Annotated in this window: 15 protein-coding genes; 2 read left to right on the forward strand and 13 right to left on the reverse strand. The window is 50.8% G+C overall.

Annotated elements, in window-relative coordinates:
• Positions 1-176: 176 nt before the first annotated feature.
• The 13 genes from recQ to IPL17_RS03840 all read right to left on the reverse strand — a co-directional run bounded on the left by recQ (position 177) and on the right by IPL17_RS03840 (position 16,120).
• Positions 177-2,234 carry a DNA helicase RecQ gene (gene recQ / locus IPL17_RS03780; RefSeq protein WP_345305747.1) on the reverse strand — a complete coding sequence of 686 codons (2,058 nt, stop codon included), beginning with the start codon at positions 2,232-2,234 and terminating at the stop codon, positions 177-179.
• Positions 2,207-4,555 (reverse strand): PAS domain S-box protein, encoded by a 2,349-nt coding sequence (locus IPL17_RS03785; RefSeq protein ID WP_345305748.1) that lies wholly within the window; start codon positions 4,553-4,555, stop codon positions 2,207-2,209. Before IPL17_RS03785 ends, recQ begins: the two co-directional genes overlap by 28 nt.
• Before the next feature lie 27 nt (positions 4,556-4,582).
• Complete coding sequence (locus IPL17_RS03790; protein ID WP_345305749.1) at positions 4,583-4,870, reverse strand: hypothetical protein; 288 nt, start codon at positions 4,868-4,870, stop codon at positions 4,583-4,585.
• Positions 4,871-5,088: 218 nt separating this feature from the next.
• On the reverse strand, positions 5,089-5,394 hold the full coding sequence (locus IPL17_RS03795) for an SAM-dependent methyltransferase (protein WP_345305750.1): 306 nt from the start codon (positions 5,392-5,394) through the stop codon (positions 5,089-5,091).
• Between the two features lie 178 nt (positions 5,395-5,572).
• Positions 5,573-6,289, reverse strand: a complete 717-nt coding sequence (locus IPL17_RS03800; protein ID WP_345305751.1) for a response regulator transcription factor — start codon at positions 6,287-6,289, stop codon at positions 5,573-5,575.
• A gap of 567 nt (positions 6,290-6,856) precedes the next feature.
• Positions 6,857-8,035, reverse strand: a complete 1,179-nt coding sequence (locus IPL17_RS03805; RefSeq protein ID WP_345305752.1) for a glycine C-acetyltransferase — start codon at positions 8,033-8,035, stop codon at positions 6,857-6,859.
• Positions 8,036-8,106: 71 nt separating this feature from the next.
• A complete protein-coding gene (locus tag IPL17_RS03810) occupies positions 8,107-9,738 on the reverse strand; it encodes a helicase-associated domain-containing protein (RefSeq protein ID WP_345305753.1) in 1,632 nt (543 codons plus the stop codon).
• Between the two features lie 2 nt (positions 9,739-9,740).
• Entirely contained in the window at positions 9,741-11,567 is a 1,827-nt protein-coding gene (locus IPL17_RS03815; protein WP_345305754.1) for an ABC transporter permease subunit, read from the reverse strand.
• Between the two features lie 3 nt (positions 11,568-11,570).
• Entirely contained in the window at positions 11,571-12,005 is a 435-nt protein-coding gene (locus IPL17_RS03820; RefSeq protein WP_345305755.1) for an ATP-binding cassette domain-containing protein, read from the reverse strand.
• Positions 11,911-12,324, reverse strand: a complete 414-nt coding sequence (locus IPL17_RS03825) for an ATP-binding cassette domain-containing protein (protein ID WP_345305756.1) — start codon at positions 12,322-12,324, stop codon at positions 11,911-11,913. The genes IPL17_RS03820 and IPL17_RS03825 overlap by 95 nt, the downstream gene beginning before the upstream one ends.
• 126 nt (positions 12,325-12,450) lie before the next feature.
• Positions 12,451-13,587 (reverse strand): phosphate/phosphite/phosphonate ABC transporter substrate-binding protein, encoded by a 1,137-nt coding sequence (phnD, locus tag IPL17_RS03830; RefSeq protein ID WP_345305757.1) that lies wholly within the window; start codon positions 13,585-13,587, stop codon positions 12,451-12,453.
• Positions 13,588-13,797: 210 nt separating this feature from the next.
• On the reverse strand, positions 13,798-14,721 hold the full coding sequence (locus tag IPL17_RS03835) for a diacylglycerol kinase family protein (RefSeq protein ID WP_345305758.1): 924 nt from the start codon (positions 14,719-14,721) through the stop codon (positions 13,798-13,800).
• 136 nt (positions 14,722-14,857) lie between these two features.
• Positions 14,858-16,120 (reverse strand): sensor domain-containing diguanylate cyclase, encoded by a 1,263-nt coding sequence (locus tag IPL17_RS03840; RefSeq protein WP_345305759.1) that lies wholly within the window; start codon positions 16,118-16,120, stop codon positions 14,858-14,860.
• 142 nt (positions 16,121-16,262) lie between these two features.
• Here IPL17_RS03840 and IPL17_RS03845 point away from each other — a divergent pair, with 142 nt between their 5' ends.
• Together IPL17_RS03845 and IPL17_RS03850 are read left to right on the forward strand one after the other, a co-directional pair.
• A complete protein-coding gene (locus IPL17_RS03845) occupies positions 16,263-17,051 on the forward strand; it encodes an SDR family NAD(P)-dependent oxidoreductase (RefSeq protein WP_345305760.1) in 789 nt (262 codons plus the stop codon).
• A 43-nt stretch (positions 17,052-17,094) separates the two neighbouring features.
• Positions 17,095-18,495, forward strand: coding sequence for an FAD-binding oxidoreductase (locus IPL17_RS03850; RefSeq protein ID WP_345305761.1), 1,401 nt, complete (start codon positions 17,095-17,097; stop codon positions 18,493-18,495).
• The last annotated feature ends 18 nt before the right edge of the window (positions 18,496-18,513 follow it).

Here is an 18,513-nt window from a genome sequence, read left to right on the forward strand (position 1 = left end):
TAAAAAACGTCAATGGATTTTATCTGTAATGGAAAAATTATCTTTCTTCGCACAAATAGCACAACCGCAAGATCCGAAGCTCGTCATAGTTCACTGTGCCGTTGAATTTATCATAGACGGGTTTGAGCATATCCGAACCGGTTTGATCGAAGGCTTTGAAAACAGCCATTTGCTGGTCAGGGTGAGAGATTCGAAAGCGAGATCAGATCCTCTGCAGAACGCAATGGATTCCCCGCTTGAATAAACCGCGCCAGATGATTCAAGATCGTATCCGCAGACACGCCGTAACGCGCCATTAAATTCTCAAGGCTCTCGCCCGAGTTATACGCCTCCCCTACTTCCATATATCTTCGTCCAGAGTCGCTCTTCTCGCGCATCGGCGTTTTATATTTTTCATCGATCTTGTTCGACCTGCAAAATTCCTTGATGATCACAAGAAATTCATTTCCAAACCTTTCGTTCTTCACTTTTCCCACGCCGCTGATGTTCAGCAGGCTTTCACGTGACTGCGGGAAATACCCAGCCATCTCCACCAATGTCTTGTCCGAGAAGATCACATACGGCGGAACACCCGCTTCGTCTGCCAGTTCTTTTCTTTTATTTCGAAGCAGGCTGAACAGCGACCTGTCGTATTCGAACTCGGAAGATTTGACCCTGGCTCCGCGTTCCTTCTTCTGCGCTTCATTGATCTGACCCCGCACCTGTTCCCGTGATTTGAGCATATCCAGCCCTTTGGCAGTGACCGACAACACGCGATAGGCAGGCTCTTGACTCAGCAGGCCTTTCTCCACCAATTGGCGCGAGATGTGCATCCACTGGCTTTTAGACAATTCCTTTCCAATTCCATATGTGGACAGTTCATGATGATTGTATTTTTGAATCTTTTCATTTTCCGAGCCGAGCAAAATATCCACCACATGCGCCGCGCCGAATCTTTCTCCGCTGCGTTTGACGCACGAGAGAAACTTCTGTGCCGGGATGGTGATGTCGGCGAGGTCACTTTCTTCCATGCCGCAGTTATCGCAGTTACCGCAATTCTCCTGTGTGTATGTATCACCAAAATAAGAAAGCAACGGCTTGCGGCGGCATGAACTTCCCTCTGCGTAGCGTGTCATTGCGTCCAAATGTTGATAGGATGCGCTGCGCTCAGGATCTTCTTTTTGGTCAATAAAATATCTGATCTTGCTTGCGTCGCCATAGCTGTACAACAACAAACAATGCGCAGGCAGACCGTCACGTCCGGCGCGCCCGATCTCCTGATAATAATTTTCGATACTTTTTGGCAGGTCAAAATGGATCACGAAGCGCACATTCGGTTTGTTGATGCCCATGCCGAAGGCGATCGTCGCCACGATAATTTGCACATCATCACGGATAAATGCCTCCTGATTTCGCTTGCGATCTCCATCTTCAAGCCCCGCGTGATACGGGCGGACGGAATATTTGTAGCGGGCAAGAGTCGCGGCGAGCTCGTCCACTTGTTTGCGCGAGAAGCAATAGATAATGCCCGATTGGTCTTTGAAATTTTCAAGGAATTTTAAAGTCTGCGCGATCGGGTCGCGTTTGGGCAACACTTCAATGAACAGATTTTCCCTGTTGAACGAAGCGAGAAATTCATTGGATTGCGTAAACCCCAGCGAAGACATAATATCCGCGCGGACTCGCGGGGTGGCAGTGGCCGTCAACGCCATGCATACCGCTGAAGGGAACTTGCGGCGCACATCCACCAGTTGGCGGTACTCGGGGCGGAAGTCGTGTCCCCACTCTGAGATGCAGTGCGCCTCGTCGATGGCAAGCAGGTCAAGTTTCAGCGAGGAGAGAAGCGAATAGATCCTGGGAGTCAGTAATGTCTCAGGCGCCACGTAAAGCAGTTTGGCGCGTCCGCTTTTCACAGCGTCCATATTCTGCTGATATTCTTCGGGAGACAGAGAACTATTCAAAAAGACAGCAGAGACGCCCAGCGCATGCAGCTGCTCGACCTGATCCTTCATCAACGCGATCAGCGGCGAGACCACCACGGTCAGCCCGTCAAACAATAGCGCAGGGACTTGATAGGTGAGCGATTTACCGCCGCCTGTGGGCATGATGACCAGCGTATCGCGCCGCGCCTGCACATTGGCAATGATCTCGCGCTGAAGAGGTTTAAATGTGTCGTATCCAAATGTGGATTTAAGAATCGCTTCGGGGGTCGGCATGGTTTGGGTGATCAACTTTCCCTGCGAATGTTGTTCCACTCGATTTGGATCTGCGTTCCCTGGTTTGGAAGGGAAGTGATCTCCACTATGGCGCCGATCAGCATTGCACGTTCCATCATTCCGACCAGACCAAAATGTTTGTTAACCAGCAAATCATCCATTCCAATCCGCCCGCTGATCGGAAAACCAATGCCATTGTCTTTGACCAGCAGCCGAATATGCTCTGGTGTCAGTTTTGCCAAGATATTGATCTGCGTGGCATGGCTGTGATGCAGTGCATTCTCAGAGGCTTCCTGCACGATCCGAAAAAGATGCCGTTCGATATCCTCTGGGTATCGTGCTTCACCCTCAAGCTGCAGGTCTGTCACTACGTCCACGGTATCCTTGCTTTGATCCATGATATTGTCGGACAATCCTTCAATGGCGGGTTTCAAGCCATAACTTAACATGGGCGGGCGCAAGTCTGTAATGATCTCGCGCAGGCGGCTCGTCACTTCATCGTAGGCATCCTGAAAGTTTTGGGTGACGTGGCTTTCATCGGTATTCAAACGCAGGATGGCAAGTTGATTGAGGACAACATCGTGCAGGTCCAGCGCGAGTTGAAGTCGGCGCTTCTCGGTCCGCTCGATATCTCCTTCATATAGCTTGCTCAGGCGTTCTGCTTGCTGAATATTGTTTATTTCCAACTCTTTCTTCCGTTGTTGAAGAGCGTTTTCCATTTGTTTGCGCTCGGTGACATCCTGGATAAAGCCTTCATAATACAGGATATCACCGCTCTCGTTCTTCACGACACGGGCATTCGTTGAAGTCCAGAAAATACTCCCATTCCTGCGCCGGTCCTGGGAGATAAAATTCTGCACTTCGCTGTTTTCAGCAATCAGGGTTTGCAACTCCGCCGCCTTGGATTTATCCGCGTAGATCTGTGTTTCAATCGATTCGATTTCACGGATCATTTCTTCTGGGGAATCGTACCCAAACATTTCCGCCGCCGCCTGATTAACTTTTATGAAACGCCCATCCACAGTGGAACGAAAAATTCCGAGAGGAGCTTTTTCAAAGATGGCGCGGTAATCCGCTTCTGCAATAAGTAATGCGTCCTCCGCGTGTTTGCGGTCGGTGATATCGATCCATGAACCGATAATTTCGATCGGCTGTCCATTGGGCGAGCGGATCAGGCGCACGGCATCCCTCATCCAGCGATATTCACCATTCCGATGGCGGACGCGGTATTCAAGGACCAGCCGCTGGCCTTTGAATACGTCCTCCATTTCGGAACTGAAACGCTCAGCATCCTGCGGATGAATATGATTTAATAGAAAATCGGGGTCATTGATGATCTGTTCTGATGGATAGCCCAGCTGATCATAAATATTCTCTGTGATGAAGGTAGTGGGGTAACTGCCTTCAAGCCGGGCGGCATAAATGATGGTGGGACTGCGGGTGACCAGTTCATCGAGCCGCGCACTCGTCCTGCGCTGTTCGGCCATCGCCTGCATCACTCTTTCATTCAGAAAATGCTCCGTCTGTTTTTGAAGAGTAATGTCCCTACCCACCAGCATGATGGATTGAGCTTTTCCATTTGCGTCAACGATCACTGCGCCGTTAAGTTCGGCGTCGAAAAAAGTACCATCCTTCCTGACAAGAAGGAATTCCCTGTTACAGCCTATGGATGTTTCAATCATCTCCCGAAAGGAATTTTGCGCTATTGCCTGTTGGTCGGGGGCGATGAAAGAAGCCATATTCTTTCCGATCACTTCCTGCGCAGTCTCGTGCTTGAACAGCTCCGTCCCGGCCTTGTTCATCATGATGATATCGGCATTCAGGTCCAGAAGCATAACCGCATTCGGGGATATCTCCACGAGCGAGCGATAGCGTTCCTCGCTTTCCCTGGTCTTTGCCAGCGAGTGATTTATGGCTATCTGAAACGCTCTGTGAATGTCATCCTGTTCGAAGAGAAGTCTTTTTTCATGACTTTCCAAGTAACCCTCAATCGCCTTGATGCGATACAAGGTGTAGATATTCAATACGGTAAAGTCGTTTTCAAAATGCGCGATAAAAAATTCCCGCATGGCTTGCAGCAATCCAAAAAACGACTGCCTGCTCAAGCCTGTTTCACTCAATGCCGCGCCTTGCTCCTTCGTGGACGACAGTGAATGGCGCAATGAAGAAATTAATGCATCCGCTTCTCTCGCGGCAATATGCGCCAATTGACTCGGGTGCATCGCAGCGCGGTTGGTAAACACGGTTTCGCGCAAAGCTTTTTGATAGCGGCCGATCAGGTCTGCGCGGTTTCCCTCCACCTTGCGAGCGAGAGACTCCAAGGCAGCATCATCAAATGGCGGCAATTTTTTATCGTTCACTGAGCATATTCCAGGGGAAAGTACTAATCACTTGGTCAGGTATGCGCCAAAGCCAGGGCCTAACGGTCCCCATATGGAAACCTCCTCCTGCCCCAATTCCGATTGATCGAAACCATGCCAGTTCAGCAAAGAGATAAACCCCGTATCGTCAAGCCGCCAGTCACCGCATAACCCGATGAATTTTTCAAGCGTGCGGTGATAGCCTGGCTGTCCAAACTTTGCATAAGTTTCAAAAAGTTCCACGACTAGTGGATTGTTTGCATCAATTCCCACGCCCTGCGCGTTGATAGCCAGGCAGCTGCGGGAGCCGCCCAATCATAAAGGACTCGCAATGAGTGGGAAATTTCCTCGTCGCGTAAAAAACAGGCACTCCCCAAAGCACAAACCCCACTCTGCGGCGGTCACCCAGAATCTTCAGTACTTCAGGACGGCCGAGCAATTCTTCAGGTTCCCGGGCGTCGGCTTCAAAAAAATATACATCGGGTGTGTTCTGCAGGATGTCCCGTGCATATTCAACCACCACTGGATCGAAATCAGAATAAATGACGGTGGTACCCTTGGGAACATTGGGGATGAATATGATCACTGGTCGGCAGGCCCGAGGCAAAATCAATGATCACATCATAGCCGCGCCGCTGAGTCAATTCCATGGCAATATCCCGCAGTGTCCAACGCTGCAGGAGGCAAATTTTAGTGAGAAAGGGCATTTGACTGATCAGGTAATCGGCAGCCTGGCGGTCCACTTCAAAGTTATGATTGCCGCCGAGAATATAGTCATAGATGCGGCCGGACGAAGGCTTGGTGGTATCAACTATGTTTTCTTTGTTATCTTTGGCCATGTTTTACACTCCTTGGGGGTGTTCGATTTTTTTGGTTTCGCACACTCGGGCTTGTCAGAATCACTTTGAAAGTATCAATCTGCGGCATGACCCGCAGAGAGTCATAAATAGTACGCTGACAGATTTCCAGTTTCGAAAGATTTTTTGGTCAGCATGTTGTGAAAATGGAGCATTGCGATTATAGCGTAAAACAAAACACATCCCCATTCTTCGAATTGCGGAAGGCGTGATACGGTGGAAAATTATCTTTAAAAATTTCGGCGTTCGATGATTGAATATTAAAGAAGAGATTACCCCGCCGTAGTAACCCTGATTGCCTTGGTCGAGTATCCTGTTTCAGATGTATGGCCGGGGGTGGAGTGATCAATCCCTGTTGTTGCGCCGCGGCGATGGCCGCGGCACGATTGTTTACTTCGAGTTTTAGATACGCGCTGGAAAGCAGGTTGCGTACAGTGGAATTACTTACGTTCATGATATTTGCCAAATGGGCGGTTGTGTGGTTCGGATAAGCCGCGCACAGGGATAACACTTCCTGTTGGCGGGTGGTTAATAGATTGCTTTCTTTTGACAAATGTTTGATGTAAAGTTGATGCGCCTGTTTGCTAAAGTGGATGCTGCCCCCGGCAACGGACACGACCACGCTTCCCAGATCCCTTGCTGTGGCCTGGTCGTCTTTCAATATATATCCACTTGCCCCGGCTTCCATGACCGCGCGGATCAATCCGCGTTCCGCAAACATGCTGATGACAAGGATGTTGAGCCCCGCATAGGCCTGAAGCAGTTTGGGAATGGCGTATAGGACTGGATATGGATTCTGGTTTTTAACCGAGGTCGGTACGCTTAAATCCAGCAAGAGCACATCGGTTGGGTGTTCTGCGAGGGTCGGCTCGAGCAATTCCCAAAACCGATCGTTGCCACCACCTCGATCTGTGGATCTGCGCTTAAACGAAAAACGTAACCATCAATGATGTTTTGATGATCATCCAGTATGGTCACACGTATTTTTTTATTCATACTTCACGCTCCCGCATCAATGGTTATAGAGTAACAAAAAGAATGACCCAATTCAATGCCTATTAGTAAATCAGTACAAATGCCTATGCGTTAGGACTTCTGTCTATTGAACCATGAGCTGTGAATTCGTACAATGGAAAAAGTGGCAAATTTGCGAATAAATGGAATATCCAATTTCTCGATTCCATTTTATATAGGGGACAAGGGGATAGGGTGCGCTTCAACTTCCAGGGCGGATGCGGGAATATCAGTGGATGAAGTTGAAGCGTGCCTGGATATTGGGGTGACAGGTCCAAAGCGTGAAAACGGTGATTAAATGATCGTGGGGCAGTCCAGAAACTGCCCCACACCTTTAACAAAAATCAGGCGGCAGCTTGTGCAGGCTTAACGGTTGTAAAAACAACTGAATCTTGTCAGCCAATCCGCATAATTTTCAAATCAGACGATATTAGATCACGCCCAGCTTCTTTCCTACATTCTTAAACGCTTCCAAGCCTTGATCCAGATCATCCTTCGCATGCGCGGCGGAGATCATGACTCTAATTCTCGCCTTGCCCTGCGGCACGGTTGGGAAGCCCAGCGCCATGGCAAAAACACCCGCGTCAAACAACTCGCGGCTGAATTGCTGCGCGAGCGGAGCTTCACCGAGCATGACGGGAGTGATGGGCGTTTCAGTTACGCCAGTGTTAAAACCGAGAGTCTTCATTTCGGCTTTGAAGTATTTGGCATTTTCCCAAAGTTTATCCACCAATTGAGTGGAATCTTCGAGCAAGTCCACTGCCGCGAGACAGGCCGCAGCATCCGGCACAGTCACTGCGGACGAGAACAGGAACGGGCGTCCACGTTGACGCAGCCAGTCAATGATGACTGCCTTGCCCGCGACGATCCCCCCCACCACGCCAAACGCTTTCGACATCGTGCCAACTTCCACATCCACTTTGCCGTGCAGACCGAAATGATCCACAATGCCGCGCCCGCCTTTGCCGAGTACGCCTTCACCATGTGCGTCATCCACCATCAAAAGAATATCGTACTTCTTCGCAACTTCATAAATATCGGGTAATGGCGCAATATCGCCATCCATGCTGAACACACCGTCGGTCACGATCAACGCGCGGCGGTATTGACTGAGGTGTACATTGATCTGCTCTTCCAATGATTTCACATCGTTATGTTCATACGGAATAATTTTCGCGCCAGACAAACGAGCTCCGTCAATGATCGAAGCGTGGTTCAATCGATCCGAGAAGATCACATCTTCTTTGCCAACCAACGCAGGGATGGTTGCCAAGTTTGCCGTGAAGCCCGATTGAAAAGTGATCGCGGCTTCCACCCCTTTGAATTGCGCGAGTCGTTTTTCGAGTTCAACGTGCAGGGTCATCGTGCCGGCAATCGAACGCACCGCAGCGGGTCCCACACCCATTTCATCGAGCGCTTTTTTTGCGGCCGCCACCAGCGCGGGATGATTCGCCAATCCCAAATAATTGTTCGAGCAAAAGTTCAAGACCTTTTTGCCGTCCACCACCAGCCACGCGCCCTGCGGCGAGCCGATCGTACGGATGCGGTTATACAATCCTGCGTTTTGCAGTGCTTCAATTTCCTGTTGGATCCAATCAGTTTTTGACATTTTGAACTCCTTGTTTTTATTATAGCGATGGAATAAAAAAATGGATGTCATGATTTAACCATGACATCCATTTAAATTTCGATTTCTGATAATAATCCCAACTCTGCGAGCGCCGCCAATACTTTGGATTCCGCTCCGCTCTTGATGATAACCGCGGTCGGGCTTAATATCTCACCCAGGAATTTACTCGCCTTCGACTTGCGCATCTCCTCCAAAATCTCGGGCCTGTTGACTCTTAGCACAAGCAGTTTTTCCACCCGGGCTTCAGTGCCGTGCGCATCCCATTGTTTGAGCGCCTTCACCAGCGCAGGCGGGACGTTCCCATTTGTATACTTCACCAGCAAAGATAATAACTGCTCAGCTTTCAATCCCTGCTCTTTGGCTTGCGTCAACGAACGCGCTGATACATGATATTGATACTCATCTTCTTTGGTCTCGGTACGCCGTTCACCATCATCATGCCATTCACAGAAGCGGGAAATTTGATAACGTACTGCTCTTGAAAAGTAACGAGAGATATTGATTTTTCCATTTGAAGAGACAACAATCTTCCCATCGAAGGTCGAAGGTCGAAGGTCTGACTTTTGACTTTCGACTTTCGACTTGATCCTAAATGCCGTTGCTTCTTTCCCTTCTTCCGGCGAAGCCAAATCCGCCATGCCCAGCCAGTGCAATAGCTGAATGAAATATTTGATCAGCGCGCCATCCACTTGGTCCCAATACGCAAATCCACGCAGAAATTGTCCATCGGATGTGCGTTTGATGAACCATGAATCATAGTCACCAGCAGGACGTTGATAATCAGGGAATTTTTCTTTTATCCCGCGCACAAATGCGGGAATGCTCCACCATTTGTTCTGTGGGATGGAGTTGACCAGATCCATTAAAAACTCACGCGTGACGAGCGGCTGGTTCTGGCGAAGCCACTCGCCTTCGCAGATGATGGTTGGAATTAAGCGCAGTTCATCAAACTCCTGTGAGGATTGCCATGCTTCAACGAGCGCTCTCAACGCATCCACGCGCGAGGCTTCAAGAAAAGATTTCACTTTCTCGGCCTGAGGTGCGCCTTTCCTCAACACTTCGGCTGCTGTTAAAAGTGCCGTGAGCTGCGGGTCGGGTTGGTAACCTGACCTGCCTATTCGCAATGCCGCAAGCAATGTTGTGGCATCGTCTAATATGTGATCTGAGCCCGGGATTTCAAATGCTTTTTCAACCGGGGTCGCAGGGCGGCCGAGAGGTTCTGTGGACTTCCCGCCTCTTTCCTCTTTCGTTACTTCGTCAATGATCTCAAACAGGTCTTCGGGGACATAGGCAAATTCCTGCGCGCCTTTTTCGGCATCGAAGAAAGCCCTGGCAAGCAGTCCGCGATAAAAAAGATTCTCGGCGATGGAAATGGGCTTGAGATGCGGACGTTCACGGTCGCGTCTGGCTTCGCCCATTTCGCGGATCTCGCCGAATTTGCGGGCGAAGGCGGCCCATTCCATTTTGCCGTTTGACTCAAGCAGTACGGTCAACGCGGAGCGTGCATCAGCGGGGAGAATCTCGATCGTCTCTGTAACAGCTTCCAGATCCAGGAAGGAGGCGCATAGTTCTTCGGCGGCCGAATCTACTTCGCTCGTTTCCAATTCCAATCCCCACGAACCTGCGATGATACGCAGGTATCCAATATCATATTTGAGCAGGGTGTGATACAGGTCAGGCATGATCAAACATATTTTTCGCGCAGAACGGAAGAGATGTAATCCATGCTGGCGACGACGATCGCGATGGCGATCATTTGGGTGCTGGCGGCGCGGTAGTTAAGCAGGTTGATATTTTGCTGCAAAAGAAATCCGATGCCGCCGCCGCCCACGAAACCGATGATGGTGGACATGCGCACGTTGATGTCCCAGCGGTACATGGTGTAGGAAATATAGGGCGGAATGACCTGTGGTATGACGGCGTAGATGATGGTCTGCAGGCGGTTGGCGCCTGTGGCTGTGATGGCCTCGAGCGGACCGGGCATGATGCTTTCGACCTGTTCGGAATACAGTTTTGCGAGGCTGACGATGGTGTGCAAGCCAAGCGCCATCATGCCCGCAAATGGACCGATGCCGACCGCGATCACGAATACGATCGCCATCACAAGCGCTTCAACGGATCGCAGAGCGTTGAGGATGGTACGCGTGATGCTATAGACCACCATGCCTGTGGGAAGGGTGGATTTGGGTTTGGTCAAGACTGCAAGTAATAAACCAAGCACCGCGCCGCTGAGTACCGGTACCCAGAAGGTGTACTCAATTTGTCCGACCTGATACAGCCATTCCACCAGCCATCCGCTCAAACCGAAGAGTGTGGCGCCGGCAACAGAAGCCAGGATCAAATTGATGAGCTTGACCTTATCTGCCGGGCTTTTCTCGGCAGTGCGCTGGCCGATCCGTCCAAGGAAACTGGACAATGCGCCGCCCGCAGCCAGAGCGCCCAGGGCAGGTGTGATGATCCGCAGGATGTCGCTGACTTGAAACAGGAATGTTGCAAGGAAGCCCAAAGCGCCAAGGGATTTTTCAATGCCCAGGCTGATATTGGTGGCCAGGCCGGCCAGCTGAAAGAATCCAAAGAACGCAATCAGGATCGCCACGAACAAGACCAGCATACGAGACACGCGTAAAAGAGTTGAAGGAATCTTCGTTTCTTCCTGGGGTAGCGCCCAGCGAACGCAATACCAGAAAACAAGCGGCGTAGCGGCCACGCTGACAAGATTGATGAATATATTTTCGGAGAGCGGGATGCTAAAAGCGCCGACCTGATTGACGATAAAGTAACCGATACCCAACCCGATCGGCCAGCCCAGCACGGATAGCGAGACACTGGTCAGCGGGCTGCGGACAGACTTCATCAAGTTTCGGGCGGCGATGAAGCTCAGCGGAAATGCCAGAATGGTGCCGGCCGTGGTGGCCAGCAAAGCCATGAAGACTGTTTCAATGATTTTGTCCCAGGTATCTTTTGCGTTTTGGGTAAAGCGCGGCGCGCCGACATTTTCGCTGATGGTCACGCGCAGGAATTGCGGCTCGTCACTGAGGCGGTCGGGCAGGACGAATGAAGTTGTGAAATGTCCATCGCTGTCGGTTTTGATCGATTCGCGGCCGAGCGCCACGACATTCAGCGGGTCGCTGCCGGGCACAAATCGAATGGGGCCTTCGATGTTGGGCGGGAAGTTAAATCCTTCCACCTGGACTGTGTCGCCGGGGTTTCCACAGGACGGCTCGATCACCAAATAATGGGTGGAGGTGTCTGCTGCGGGGAGATTTACCAGCTGTGGGCATGGAACGTACAACGGCGCGTTGACGATCGCTTCCTGTTTGTCGTAGGTGACGAGATCCGGTTTTGCGAGAGTGCGGGTTACGCGGGTCAGGCTTTCCTGGCGTCGTTCACTGCGCAGTTCTTCAAGATTGACCTGGGTCACATCAAAGCCGTAGGCGTACACAAAGAGCCCAAATAATACAGCCAGTCCGATCTGAATGGATTTCCATGCGGATGATTTTTTATTTTTCATGGCTTATCCCACCCGTTCGGCATCACGGCCATAAATATCTTTGAATTTATGATCATCAATTTCACTCGGCAAACCTTCAAAAACCAGTTGTCCTTCATTAAGCGCAATGACGCGGTCTGCATAACGATGCACCAGATCGAGGAAATGCAGGCTGCATAAAACGGTCACGCCATCTGTTTTATTGATCTCTTCGAGATGTTTCATGATGCTGTGCGCGAGGACCGGGTCAAGGCTGGCAACGGGTTCGTCGGCGAGGATCATCTTCGGGTCCTGCATGAGGGCGCGCGCAATGCCCACACGCTGCTGTTGTCCGCCGCTTAATTCATCCGCGCGTTGATCGGCTTTATCGGCGATGCCCACGCGTTCCAATTGTTTGATGGCTTTTGCGATATCCTCTTTTGGGAAAGCGGTTAAGTAAACTCCAGGCGGGGTTGACATAACCAAGCCGCCCTGCCAGTACATTGGTGATGACCTTCGAGCGGTGCACCAAATTAAAATGTTGAAAGACCATGCCGATCTTGCGTCGGATGCGGCGCATTTCTTCGGGAGATGCAGCGGTGATGTCTTCACCGTCCCATAAGATCTGACCTTCCGTGGGATCTATCAATCGATTGATACAGCGCAGTAATGTGGATTTGCCTGATCCGCTCAAACCGATCACGGCCAGGAACTGTCCATCCGGTACTTCAAAGGAAACATTATTCAGCGCTTTGACTTTGCCGTCATAGATCTTGGTTAAATTCTTTACCTGAAGCATTGTGGTTTCTCGCGATCTTTATAAAGATGATATATAAAGTGCCTGCCGCCCGATTATAAGATATAAGGTGAATAAAAAACGGGCGGAGAGAAAACTCTCCGCCCGTTTTTTATTGCGGGTACAAAACTATTTGGGAGCCTCGTAACCTGTTGCGGCGACCATGGCGCGAACCATGTCATACTCCGCGTCGGTGGCGGGGGCAATGCCAGACCAGCCGTAGAAATCAGCGCTGCCGATGGAGGAACCCCAGGCTTCGCTCTCAGCGAAAGCAACGAGGGCTGCTTCGATCTGGGCGCGTACATCAGCCGGGAATTCAGGTCCGAAGGAAAGTGTATCATTCGGGATGGCCTGAGAGATGGCGAGGATGCGAACTTTCTGCATCACATCCGGAGCTTCCGTGCGGATGTTGGCGCGGGCATCGAGCACACGCCAGCCGTCGCAGAAGAGTTTCTTGCCTTCAGCATCAGGAGCGCAGTTCGGGATCGCTTCGGCGGGGATTTCGTACATGTCATCGGTGACTTTACCGGCGACAAAATCATCATAGCTAAAGACTGGTTTGCCTTCGGGGTTCAAAGGAACACTATAGAAGACGGTGCCGAAATCAACTTCGCCATTGTATACGGCGGTGACGGTCTGGTTATGACCGCCGGTTTGTTTCTGTTCACCAGGAGTGATGCCGGCCGCGGCAAATTCAACGGCAGGGACCATGTAGCCAGAGGTTGAACCCTGGTCGCCATACCCCCAGGTTGCGCCTTCCAGATCGGCAAGGGTTTGGAATTTGCTATCGCGGGCGACAATGTACTCAGCCCAGTAAACAGGGTAGCCAAAGCGGACAGCTTTGAAAGCAACATCCACACCGCACAACTGGCTGGCGAGAGCGTAGCCCAAGCCAGGGATGAAAGCCATCGTATCGGCAGGGGAAGCGCACATTTCTTCAATGGTCGCGGCATATGAGGTCGGGACGGTGACTTCGAAGGTTAAGCCAGTGGCTTCGTTCAAAGCGGCGGCCATTACTTCACCACCGGTTACGATGATGTTCGCATCCACGGAGGGAACAAACAACACTTTGATCGGGTGATCAGCTGAACCGATCGCGGGAGCGGGAGGCTCAGTGGCGGTCGGAACCTCAGTGGGTGCCTCGGTGGCAACAACAGGGGCTTCAGTAACAACAGGAGCCTCGGTGGCAGCCGGGGCGCAGGCCGACAGCATCATCGAAGCGGCAATGATGAGGGTCAGCAGGACAAAAATGAAACGTTTATTCATATCTTCTCCTCTTAAGAGATATAGGTTTATGGGGCGTAAGTCGCCCCTGACTTAAAGATAATAGCCTAAAACACAGGTATGAACAAGTACGCTTGTCTTAAAAAAATGTTATGTTTTTCACTATCAGGGTTTACTGATTTTAGGATTTGTTAAATTGCTTACAAAAAAGACATCCCCTGTTTGAAGGGGATGTCTTGAAATTATTTTCCGCTATCCTTTTACCACTTTCAATGCCTGCGGCAAAATCTCAAAACCCGCCTTACGCAGATTGCTGCCAAAACTCGTAAAGATCTCGCCGTCCGCGTGGATATAAAGCGGAAGATCAGATGTGATCGAAAATGTTTTAAATTCACCCATGCGGATCTGTTTAAAGCGCATGTGCGTGCCTTTCATGAATTCCGGCACCAGGCGAAACATCATGCCGCGCGAGACTTTGTTGACGGTCAGGAATTCCATTTTGCCGTCATTATTTTTTGAGTCAGGCGAGAGCATGAAACCGCCGCCTTCACGCGGGCCATTGCAAAGGGTAAGCATGATGACGTTCTGCTCCCATTTCTCAGCTTCTGTTTCGATCCGCATTCTGGCGGGATTGTGATTCAAGATGATGGTTTGAATGACCGCTGTAAGGTACATAAGAAACCCTTTGACGATGGGCAGCCTATGTGAACGAATGGTAACAACCGCGTCGAAGCCGATCCCGAGGGTGTTATCAAAATATTCCCTGCGCCCATGCTCGTCAGTCATTAATCCAATATCCACGGGTTGAATATTCCCCCCATGAAGAGCATGCGCAAGGGCATGAGCAGGTCTTTGTGTGAGACCGATCGAATAGGCAAAATCATTCCCGGAGCCGATCGGCACAATTCCCATAACCGGCCGCTTCTCTTCAGGGACTTGCATGAGGCCGTTCACCACCTCATGGACAGTCCCATCGCCCCCCATGGCAATGACCATATCGCAGCCTTCTTCCGCGGCTTGTTTCGCGAGTTCAATCGCGTGCGTCGGGTATACCGTTCCGCTCCAGGAGAGTTCGCCTTTGAATTCCTGCGCAATGGGACGCAGATCATTGGCTGTCTTCCAGGCGCGTCCCATATCTGCCATGGGATTAAGAATGAGTTTTACTTTACGGGGCATGGAAATCTCCTAATGCTTGAATATCTATCTATAACCCCGTGGCGGGTATTTCGGTTTTCTTGCAAAAAAAAATCATGGACACAATAAAAAAACGCGCCTTAAAAAATCAGGCGCGCGATATTCAAACAACCAGTCTTCATTCCTGGGGATTAAGCGAGATGGGGTTAAGGGGCGCAGTTACCCCATTTGCAACCGTAAACAATCCACGGTTGTGTTTTTTGGATTGATATAAAGCCATGTCTGCCGCGCGTAAAAGGTCACCCGCAGAACGTGAATGAAGCGGATACACTGCAATGCCAGCCGAAATACCCAGTTGGATCTTTTTTGTGCCTGGATAAGGGAAGTCATACGCCTTCATCAACTCAAGGATCTTGAGCGTCACTATCTCAGCCGCTTCCTGACCCGCATCCCGTATCACCAGAGTTAATTCATCCCCGCCATATCGGGCGAGGAAATCGGTCGTGCGCATATTTTCAGCGAGGTAATTGAACAACGAGTTAAGTACTTCATCCCCAACGGCATGACCGTAGACATCGTTCACACCTTTGAACCCGTCAACATCCATCATCACGATCGAGAACATGGAATTCATCTTCTTTGCGTAGCGCATCTCTTCCTGCAAGCGTTCATCCAATGCACGCCGATTCGGCAGACCGGTGACACTATCAGTATTTGCCAGGTCAGTCACCTGCTTATGCAGGCTCGCATTATAGATGGCTACAGCAGCCTGATCCGCAAGCAAACCGACCAGACGCAATTCCGCCTTTGAAAAGGCTCCCGCGACAGATCTGGAAAGGTTCATTACCCCAACGATCGAATTCTTGAATTTGAGCGGGGAACCCACGATCGAACCGATCCAATCGTAAGGAAGATTTTTGTACAGAGGATGGCTGGCAATTTCTTCAACAATGATCTGCCTGCCATACTTCACCACAGAATGCGTCAATCCTTCGGGGCGAGGCGGTGCAAAGGGCTTGTTCCTCACGCCTTGGGCATTCAAGGATGCCCCAAACTCCAGTTTCTCATGTGAGTATAAAAAGATATGTGCTGCTTCAGCTTTGTTCACCAGCCGCATGGCTTCAGTCACCACAGCGTCCAACACGGTCTGTAAATCCAGGCTGGATGTCAAATTCAAGCTCAGGCTCTTAAGCGCATCAAGTTCATCAGCCTGCTGTTTGACCAGGGTCAATAAAGCATGCTTGGAGATGATCTCCTGGGTAAAGGTCTTAATCTGGTTGTTAATTTCACGAGGGTATGGCGAAGATTCAGCTGCCTCCACCAAAACCTTGATCAATCTTAATATTGCTTTTTTTTCATCAAGAGGTATGGTGCTGTCTTTCTCAATGATCTGCCACGCGTGCAGGAAAACACCCGCCTGTGTTTGGTTTTCAACTTTCATACTTACCTTTTTATCATGCTTCCCATGGAAAGCACATTGACCGTTTGTACTATTTAGCACGTGCTTGTTTAAAAGAACAACTATTTTTTGACAAGATTATACTGTGTTAGAATGAAAAATATCATTTCAAAAAGAGGTTTACGTGTCCGACTCACCCAAGCCTGCTCCAGCCACACCGCTGAATCCACGCCGACGGGGAATTATCATTGGCGCTTCAGGCGGGATTGGCGCGGCGCTTTCCCGCAAACTTGCCCGCGAGGGATTTACCCTTGCGCTGATAGACCGCAACAAAACCCCACTACAAATCCTATGTGATGAAATTAACCAAGCTGCAGGCGAACCGCGCGCGCTGATATATGAACATGACATCACAAAATACAGCACCATCCCATCCCTGCTGCAGCGCGTCATTGCAGATCTCGGCGGATTGGATACGCTGGTATATATCGCCGGCCTGATTTACTTCCCGAAAATGGATGAATACAATTTCGCCGAAGACCAAAAGATGGTCGAGGTCAATCTGCTCGGCGCCATGGCATGGACCGGCGCGGTCGCACCGCTCTTTCAGAACGCAAAAAGCGGACAGATCGTCGGCATCTCTTCTGTGGCCGGCGACCGCGGGCGAGTGGGCAACCCCGGGTACAACGCGTCCAAGGCCGGCTTCACCAATTATCTCGAAGCGCTGCGCAACCGCCTTAGCCGTCACGGCGTCAGCGTACTTACGGTCAAGCCGGGCTTTGTAAAAACAGCCCCTACGCTTGAGAATGTAAAGAAGCTCATGTTCGCAGTCGAGCCCAATGTGGCGGCAGACCTGATCTGGGATGGAATGAAAAGACGCAGGCAAACCATTTACGTCTCAGGAATATGGAAGTTGATCATGCTGGTCATCCGCCATATTCCTTCATTCATCTTCCGCCGTCTTAGTTTTTAAATCAACGCTTCGGGAAGTCGAAGCATTTGCATGGTAAGCCACAATGAATATTACAAAAAGCTTCACCCAATTGGAAAACTTTGGCCACTCGCACAGCGCGCCGGCCTATTTCATCAAGGTCAACATCCCGGAAGAGATCGCTGAAGTATTTGCCCACGCCCAAAAGACAGGATTGAAGATCACTGCACGCGGCGCGGGACGTAGTTATAACGACGCTGCCCTTTCCGGCGGCGGCATCGTACTGGATATGCGCGGCATGAATGCCATCACCCGCTGGGATAAATCCACAGGGCTGATCACCGCGCAGCCAGGCGTGACGCTCGAACAGGTCTGGCAAAAGGTGGAACCAGACGGCTGGTGGCCGCCCGTTGTTTCAGGCACGATGCGTACCACGCTGGGCGGATGCTTAAGCGCGAATATCCACGGCAAAAATAATTTCAAGATGGGCACCATCGGCGAACATGTGGTGGAATTCACTGCCACCCTTCCGACCGGCGCGGAAGTGACCTGCTCACCAAAAAAAAACGCAGATCTTTTTTATTCACTGATCAGCGGATTGGGAATGCTAGGCATATTCACCTCCGTCACATTGCAGATGAAGCGCATCCACTCCGGACTGGTAACGGTGGACGCATTTCCAGTACATAATCTGCACGAGCACATCTCCGCCCTGCTCGACGGCGCTCCGCGTAACGATTACATCGTTGGCTGGATGGATACGCTGAATGGCGGGAAAAATCTCGGGCGCGGCCAGATCCACGCGGCGCGTTACCTGCATGAAGGGGAAGACCCAGATCCGCAGAAAACAATGAAACTGGAAAACCAGGTGCTGCCGCCGTACATATTCGGCGTGTTCCCAAAATCAATTTTGTACATGTTCATGCGGCCTTTCGCCAACAACCTGGGCTGGTGGGGAGTGAACACCGCAAAGTATATTGCATCGCTCCGCACGCACACCTTCCGCCAGCCGCATGCGGCGTTCCATTTTCTCTTGGATTATGTTCCCAACTGGGAGCTATCCTATGGACGCGGCGGCTTGATCCAATATCAATCCTTCATCCCGAAGGAGACCGCTGAATCCGCATGGAGCGAAATGCTCAAGCTCTCGTTCAAAAGCCGCCTGCCTTCCTACCTTGGCGTGACCAAACGCCACCGCCCGGATAAGTTCCTGCTAACCCACGCCGTGGACGGATTCTCGCTGGCGATGGACTTCAAGGTGACCGACCGCAATCGCGCCGGGTTAAGTGCCATGCTCCAGGAGTTCGACAAGATCGTTCTGCAAGCCGGTGGGCGATTCTATTTTGCCAAAAATAGCGAGACCACAGCCGATACTACGCTTGCCTTCTATGGAAAAGAAACCGTTGCAAAATTTATGAAACTGAAGAAGCGCTGCGATCCGCATGGATTATTGGAATCAGACCTCTCTAAAAGAATCTTTGGATAAAAAGACAGGGGCGGGAAC

This window comes from Candidatus Villigracilis saccharophilus, from assembly GCF_016711665.1.

Excerpts from the sequence above, each read along its gene's own strand:
- IPL17_RS03795 (WP_345305750.1), bottom strand. The coding sequence starts at position 5,394 with ATGGCCAAAGATAACAAAGAAAACATAGTTGATACCACCAAGCCTTCG.
- IPL17_RS03805 (WP_345305752.1), bottom strand. The coding sequence starts at position 8,035 with ATGTCAAAAACTGATTGGATCCAACAGGAAATTGAAGCACTGCAAAAC.
- IPL17_RS03810 (WP_345305753.1), bottom strand. The coding sequence starts at position 9,738 with ATGCCTGACCTGTATCACACCCTGCTCAAATATGATATTGGATACCTG.
- IPL17_RS03815 (WP_345305754.1), bottom strand. The coding sequence starts at position 11,567 with ATGAAAAATAAAAAATCATCCGCATGGAAATCCATTCAGATCGGACTG.
- IPL17_RS03820 (WP_345305755.1), bottom strand. The coding sequence starts at position 12,005 with ATGTCAACCCCGCCTGGAGTTTACTTAACCGCTTTCCCAAAAGAGGAT.
- IPL17_RS03825 (WP_345305756.1), bottom strand. The coding sequence starts at position 12,324 with ATGCTTCAGGTAAAGAATTTAACCAAGATCTATGACGGCAAAGTCAAA.
- phnD (WP_345305757.1), bottom strand. The coding sequence starts at position 13,587 with ATGAATAAACGTTTCATTTTTGTCCTGCTGACCCTCATCATTGCCGCT.
- IPL17_RS03835 (WP_345305758.1), bottom strand. The coding sequence starts at position 14,721 with ATGCCCCGTAAAGTAAAACTCATTCTTAATCCCATGGCAGATATGGGA.
- IPL17_RS03840 (WP_345305759.1), bottom strand. The coding sequence starts at position 16,120 with ATGAAAGTTGAAAACCAAACACAGGCGGGTGTTTTCCTGCACGCGTGG.
- IPL17_RS03850 (WP_345305761.1), top strand. The coding sequence starts at position 17,095 with ATGAATATTACAAAAAGCTTCACCCAATTGGAAAACTTTGGCCACTCG.